The 6,633-nt window shown below is 31.0% G+C and carries 8 protein-coding genes; all 8 read left to right on the top strand.

Features of this window, described 5'->3' with window-relative positions; translation table 11 throughout:
- The first annotated feature begins 197 nt into the window (after nucleotides 1-197).
- A complete protein-coding gene (locus ABGF45_RS07230; protein WP_408125234.1) occupies nucleotides 198-326 on the top strand; it encodes a Flp family type IVb pilin in 129 nt (42 codons plus the stop codon).
- Nucleotides 327-747: 421 nt separating this feature from the next.
- A complete protein-coding gene (locus ABGF45_RS07225; RefSeq protein ID WP_408112771.1) occupies nucleotides 748-1,305 on the top strand; it encodes a TadE/TadG family type IV pilus assembly protein in 558 nt (185 codons plus the stop codon).
- Nucleotides 1,295-1,801, top strand: a complete 507-nt coding sequence (locus tag ABGF45_RS07220; protein ID WP_408112772.1) for a TadE/TadG family type IV pilus assembly protein — start codon at nucleotides 1,295-1,297, stop codon at nucleotides 1,799-1,801. Before ABGF45_RS07225 ends, ABGF45_RS07220 begins: the two co-directional genes overlap by 11 nt.
- A gap of 197 nt (nucleotides 1,802-1,998) precedes the next feature.
- Nucleotides 1,999-2,316, top strand: a complete 318-nt coding sequence (locus ABGF45_RS07215; protein ID WP_408112773.1) for a hypothetical protein — start codon at nucleotides 1,999-2,001, stop codon at nucleotides 2,314-2,316.
- 18 nt (nucleotides 2,317-2,334) lie between these two features.
- A complete protein-coding gene (cpaB, locus tag ABGF45_RS07210) occupies nucleotides 2,335-3,123 on the top strand; it encodes a Flp pilus assembly protein CpaB (protein WP_408112774.1) in 789 nt (262 codons plus the stop codon).
- Between the two features lie 11 nt (nucleotides 3,124-3,134).
- Nucleotides 3,135-4,343, top strand: a complete 1,209-nt coding sequence (locus tag ABGF45_RS07205) for an AAA family ATPase (RefSeq protein ID WP_134711897.1) — start codon at nucleotides 3,135-3,137, stop codon at nucleotides 4,341-4,343.
- Nucleotides 4,343-5,692: a CpaF family protein gene (locus ABGF45_RS07200; RefSeq protein WP_134768856.1), complete on the top strand. Its 1,350-nt coding sequence runs from the start codon at nucleotides 4,343-4,345 to the stop codon at nucleotides 5,690-5,692. Before ABGF45_RS07205 ends, ABGF45_RS07200 begins: the two co-directional genes overlap by 1 nt.
- 8 nt (nucleotides 5,693-5,700) lie before the next feature.
- A complete protein-coding gene (locus ABGF45_RS07195) occupies nucleotides 5,701-6,630 on the top strand; it encodes a type II secretion system F family protein (protein WP_134768857.1) in 930 nt (309 codons plus the stop codon).
- The last annotated feature ends 3 nt before the right edge of the window (nucleotides 6,631-6,633 follow it).

The raw sequence follows: 6,633 nt of genomic DNA, 5'->3' as shown, positions 1-6,633 counted from the left end.
GGGGGGGAAGAAGATAGGCAAGGCATGGAAATCTTAGCATTAATCTCAGTAGCTGTAATAGCAGTTTTAACATTAGTAGGTGGAGAATTAAAAAATATTTTTACTAGAATCTCAACTGATTTAGGAAATGCATCAAAAGCACAATAACCCCGCAAGAGCAAAAAGAGAAAAAGGTGTGTGGAGAAGATAGGTAAGGCTTGAGAATCTTAGCATTAATCTCAGTAGCTGTAATAGTTGTATTGACATTAATGGGAGAAAAGTTAAATGAAATTTTCAAACAAATTTCTGATAAATTAGGTACAGCAGCAAAACCACAAGGAAGATAACCCCGCAAGAGCAAAAAGAGAAAAAGGGAGTGGGGAGAAGATATGTAAGGCTTAGAAAATCTTAGCATTAATCGCAGTAGTTGTGATAGCAGCATTGACATTAGTAGGGGAACAAATTAAAACAGTCTTTAATAATATTGCTGGAAAATTAACAGAAGTAACAAAAGCAAATCCAGGACACTAATAACCCCGCAAGAGAAAAGAGTGTGGGGAGAGATAGGAAAGGCTAGATAATCTTAGCATTAATCTCAGTAGTGGTAATAGCTATATTGGGTTCAATAGGTGGAGAATTAAATAAAAAATTTCAATCAGTATTAAGTGCATTACAAGGAAATGGAAGACACTAACCCCGCAAGAGCAAAAAGAGAAAAACAAACAAGTATATTTAATAACATTATTAAAATAAGTAAAAGGAGGGAATTTGAAAAATAAATTAAAAAAAGATTTAATAAAGAATGAAAGCGGACAATCCTTAGTTGAGTTTGCTTTAATACTGCCTATTTTAATAATTTTATTAAGTATGGTGGTGGACGTATGGCGAGTATATGACACTAAACTTTTATTACAATCAGTGGCATCAGAATGTGCCATACATTTAGCTGAAAAAGATGATGTATATAAATTAAGAAATAAAGAACTTGAATTAAAACAAAATTTAAATGAATTGATTGACAAACAATATGGCAATAGACTTGACAGTAGAAAGAGAAATGTAACCGTTTCTTTAAAAGATGAAATTATTGAAGAAAAATTCACATATCATGTAGATAATAATACTAATTACAGAGGTAATGGGCCTAAAAATGGACTTGCTCAAACAAAAGAAATTACTAAAAAATACAAAGATGCTTCAATAAAAGTAACCTATGATGTAGATTTCTGGATGCCATTAACAAGATTATTTTATGGAGGAGATAAGGCGAGTGTTTCATCCGAAATTACAACAAGATTATCCGAAGGAGATGAAAATGCTAGATAAACTATTTAGATTAAAAAAATCAGAAAAAGGGCAGGGCATGGTAGAGTTTGCACTTGTATTTCCTATGTTCATATTTATTTGTCTTTTTATAATAGAAGTAGGCTGGATAGCATATAATTATATTTCGTTTGATTATACCTATAGAGTAGCATCATGGGAGATTAGACCTCAATATGATAGAGAATCTAAATATCCAAGTCCATTATATAATCATAATGTTGAAGATTTAATTTATACAAAACTAAAAGAAAATGGTTTAAGTACTTCAGGGATAAAAATTACTAGTGCATCTATAACATTTGAGACAAAAGATGAAGATGTTGTAACGATTAATGGATATACTGATAAATCCAGAAAATATTATATGGAAATAAAGGGGAATATGACGAAAAAAGTTCCTTTGATTACACCCGTAGGAAAGATGTTTATGGGAAGTAGTTTCCCTTTAACTAAAAAATTGGATAAGTTAAGACTTTTAGAATCAAAGGCTTTATAGGAGGGATAGTGATAAAAAGATTAAGAAAAGAAGAGAGAGGCGATATCCTTGTTATATTCGCCGTCATGTTTACCGTCCTTATCATGATCATCGCCCTATCGACAGATGTTGCCATTTTATATGCTCGAAGAGCTCGCATATACGAAATCGGAAACGTCATGAGAAGGACACGTTTCACAAAGGGGCAGGAGTTTTTCATGAATAGTGATAATCCCGGAAAAGAATATGCAGATGCCTTTAATGATTATGCTTCAAAAAATGGATTTAATGGAGAGTTAAAAGTTACTTATAATGAAAAAACATCTAGTTATGATAAACGAGAATTTGATATTAATATGGAATTTGAGGAAAAAGTAGAAACTAGTGTATTAAAGTTTGTAGGTATAAAAGAGGTCCCTATAAAAGTAGTTATAAAAGGATCGGGACATAAAGATAGAAGTAATATCTGGAAACCTAAAGGTGAAGATTGGAAAAAATACACAGCAATATACAAAAATGGAGAAAAAATAAATTAAATTTAAAAGGTGGTAAAAATGAAGAGAGTAAAAATCATAGCAATAGTATCAGCAGTTTTATTTATGCTGTTTACATGGATATATATATCAGGATTGACAAATAAAAAAAATAATGAAAATTTAGTGGAAATAATCGTTCCTAATAAAAACATTGTAGCTAATACAATTGTAAATGGGGAATCATTGAAGAAAATCAAGGTAGCAAAAAATAGTGTAAATAAAAATGCTATCAAGGATACAAAGGATATAGTAGGCAAAATGGCTAAGGATACTTTATATGAAAATGAACCTATAATAAAAGAAAGAGTTATAAATAAGGAAGAAAAAGCTCCAAATTATGGTTTGGCATATGTTATATCTGAAGGTAAAAGAGGTATGAGTATCGCTGTAGGGCTACCTGAAGGGGTATCAAACTTCTTAAAAGTAGGAAACTATATCGATGTATTTCATATCGGAAAATTTGATTATCACGTAGTTGGTAAAAATGGTTCGGAAAATGATTCTAAACTAACAAAACAATATTCGACAATACTTTTACAAGATGTTAAAATAATCGGTTTGGAAACAGCAATAGAAAAAACATCAGATAAAAAAGATGCAAAACCTACTGCATATAAAACAGTTACACTTGAATTAAAACCTGAAGAGTTTTTAAAATTAACATTGGCAATTAAGAGTGGTGATGTATGGTTGGGATTAAGACCTGAAGGTGACCACAAAAAAGTAGATGCAACAGATATGTTATTGGATAATATAATTGATAAGGCTAAGTTGATTAAGTCGATTAAGCAAGAGTTTGAGCGTTAAAAGGGGGAAAAATGGCTATAAAAGTATTATTAGTTGGAGAAAAAATCGATGAACTTGAAAAAATAAGTAAAAAGTTAGTAGATGATAGTTTTGAAATTGTAGGAGCATCGATGGATTTATCAAATATTTCAGATGAAATATTTCAAAATAATCCTGATGTAGTTATAATGTCCTGCTCAGATTTGAGTTGGGTATTTAGAGCATGTCAAAAAATTTATCTTTTACACCCAAGTGTTGTAACAGTAATGGTATCAGATGAAAAATCATACGACATTGTAAAAAAATCTATTGATGCAGGTGCGACAGCTTACATTTCATTATCGGAACCGGTTGACAAATTTAATGAAGAGTTAAAGAAAGTTTATTTCAATGAAAAATCAAGAAGAAAAATGATAGTTGATAATTCATCATTAAAAAGAAATGCAGAGATAATAACCGTATTCGGTACTAAAGGTGGTATGGGTAAAACAGCCCTAGCTGTAAATTTAGCAGTTGAATTATCTAAGAAAAAAGCTAAAGTTGCGTTTTTAGATTTGGATTTAATGTTTGGTGATGCCCACACTTATTTAGGATTGGAAGCTAAGGAAACTATTGTAGAGTTGTTACAGGAAAGAAAGATACCTACTATTGACAGTATTAGAAGCTATTTTGTATCCCATTCATCAGGATTACAATTGCTATGTGCACCGTCAAGTCCGGAATATTCCGATTCAGTTTCCGGAGTATTGATTGAACCTATAATCAACGCATTGAGAACACATTTTGATTATATCGTAATTGATACAAATGTAGGATTCTCCGATTTAAATGTTTTAATTTTAGAAGAGTCAAGTACCATCCTATACTTTACAGGATTAGATATTTCGATATTAAATAATTCTAAAAAAGGTTTAATGTACATGAATTCAATAAATGTTAGTGAAAAAGTTAAACTTGTAATCGGTAAGTCAATCAAGGGCGATATTACAAAAGAAGACGTAGAAAATATAATGAACAAACCGGTGTTTGCTTCTATTAGTGAAGATTATGAAGAATCTGTAAAAGCCTTAAATGAAGGTGTGCCTATAGTAACATCAAATTCAAAATTACAAGTTGCTAAAGATATAATTGAAATCGCCGATTCATTTAACAGTTCAGAAGTAAAAGAAGATGAAGAAAGCAAAAACTCGATATTTTCAAAGTTGAATTTTAGTAAATTTAAATTTGGAGGTAAGAAATAATGCCTTCATTACAAGAAAGATTAGAACAAGCCAGAAGAGTTTCAAAATCTGATGTTAATAGCTTAAGAAGATTAAATAGCAATACTCAGGATATTTATCTTGATGAATATGTTGATTTTAAAAATAATGTTCATAAAGAGATTTTATCAAGAATCACACTTGGAAGTATTATAAATGCTGATGACAAGCAAGAAATTCTTGAAAATATTAAAGATATATCGGATCTTTTGGGAGAAAATATACCAAATACAATTAGAAAAAAATTAATAGAACAAATTTATGATGAAACAATCGGACTTGGACCATTGGAAGTATTATTAAAGGATGATTCAATCTCTGAAATAATGGTTAATGGACCGGATCAAATTTATGTAGAAAGAAAAGGTAAGCTTGAGCTTACTCCTATAAAATTTAGAGATAATAATCACGTATTAAATATTATAGATAGAATTATCTCCCCAATCGGTAGAAGATGTGATGAAAGCACACCTATGGTTGATGCCAGATTACAGGATGGTTCTCGTGTGAATGCGATTATTCCTCCGGTTTCATTAGTAGGGCCTTCGATTACTATAAGAAAGTTTTCTAAGACTCCTTTAGCAATTGCCGATTTAATAAAATACAATTCACTTTCATATCAAATGGCTTCATTTTTGGAAGCTTGTGTTATAGGAAAAGCAAACATCATGGTATTTGGGGGAACTGGTAGTGGTAAGACTACGTTGTTAAATACTTTATCCGGCTTCATTCCGGAAAATGAACGTATAGTTACCATAGAAGATGCTGCCGAATTACAATTAAAGCAACCACATACCATAACATTGGAAAGTAGACCTGAAAATGTAGAAGGTACAGGTGCTATTACGATTCGTGACTTAGTAAAAAACTCACTTCGTATGAGACCTGATAGAATTGTTGTAGGGGAAGTACGTGCCGGGGAGGCATTAGACATGCTTCAGGCTATGAATACAGGACACGACGGGTCATTGACAACTGCCCACGCAAATACAACAAGAGATTTATTAAGCCGTTTGGAAACAATGGTACTTATGGCTGGTATGGGACTTCCATCAAGAGCCATCAGAGAGCAAATTTCATCTGCATTTCACATTATCGTGCATCAATCAAGATTGAGAGATGGTAGTAGAAAGATAATGAAAATCTCCGAAATTTTAGGTATGGAATCTGATACAATTATTTTACAAGATATATTTGTATTTAATCAAGACGGTTATGATACAAATGGTAATATCAAAGGAAAATTTGTATCAACAGGAATTAGACCTAAAATTTTAGAAAGACTTGCTGATGAAGGAGTAGTAATTAACGATGATTGGTTTAAAGTATAGGAGATGATATGAATTTATTTAATTTAATAATAATGTTTTTAATGGGATTATCCTTATATTTTATCATTGTTGCTTTATTTAACGCTAAGGACTCAAAAAAGTCTTTTCTAAAAAAAAGATTAGCAAAAATTTCAAATTTGAATAATAAGGCAGATGCCTCAAAAAACAAAAAAAGCATACTTTCGTTTATATTAGTTTCAAATGATTTCAAAAAAGATTTAAGAGCTTCAGGCATTAAGCTAAAAGCAGAAGAGTATGTTGCAATATGGGTTGCATTTACTGTTTTACCGATTTTACTACATTCATTATTAAATGGATTTAGTGTAATTTCCGTAATATTTGGAATTTTAGGTTTTTTTGTAGTCCCATTTTGGACAAAAATTTCTAAAAAGAAGAGAAAACAGGCATTCAATAATCAACTTAATGATGCTTTGATGATTATCGCCAACTCTTTGAGAAGTGGTTTTACCTTTAGACATGCTATAGCAAGAGTATCAGAAGATTTGCCTGATCCTATAGGAGAAGAATTAAAAAGAGTTATAAGAGAAGTTAACTATGGGGTAAATTTAGAAAAATCTCTTAGAGAATTAGCGGAAAAAATGGAAAGTAGAGAGCTGGATATGGTTACATCTGCCGTTTCTATACAACAAAGATCAGGTGGTAACCTTGCTGAAATTTTAGATAAAGTATCTAAGACAATTTCAGATAGAATTAATATGAAGAAAAAAATAAGAGCTCTTACAGCTCAAGGTAGAGTAGGTGGAATTGTTATAGCAATGATACCTCCATTCATCGCTTTGGCATTAAGTTTTATAAATCCGCAGTATTTGAGTCCGTTTTTTAATACCGCAGGAGGAATAGCAATTTTGATATTTTCAGTAATTTGGGAAATTTTAGGATTTATTGTTATTAATAAAATGGTAGATATAGAATATTAGGAG

It is taken from the genome of Helcococcus sp. KG196 (assembly GCF_046035495.1).
Classification (GTDB): Bacteria; Bacillota; Clostridia; order Tissierellales; family Peptoniphilaceae; genus Helcococcus; species Helcococcus ovis.
The sequence above is the reverse complement of the archived record's forward strand: the minus strand, read 5'-3'. Positions and strand labels throughout refer to the sequence as shown.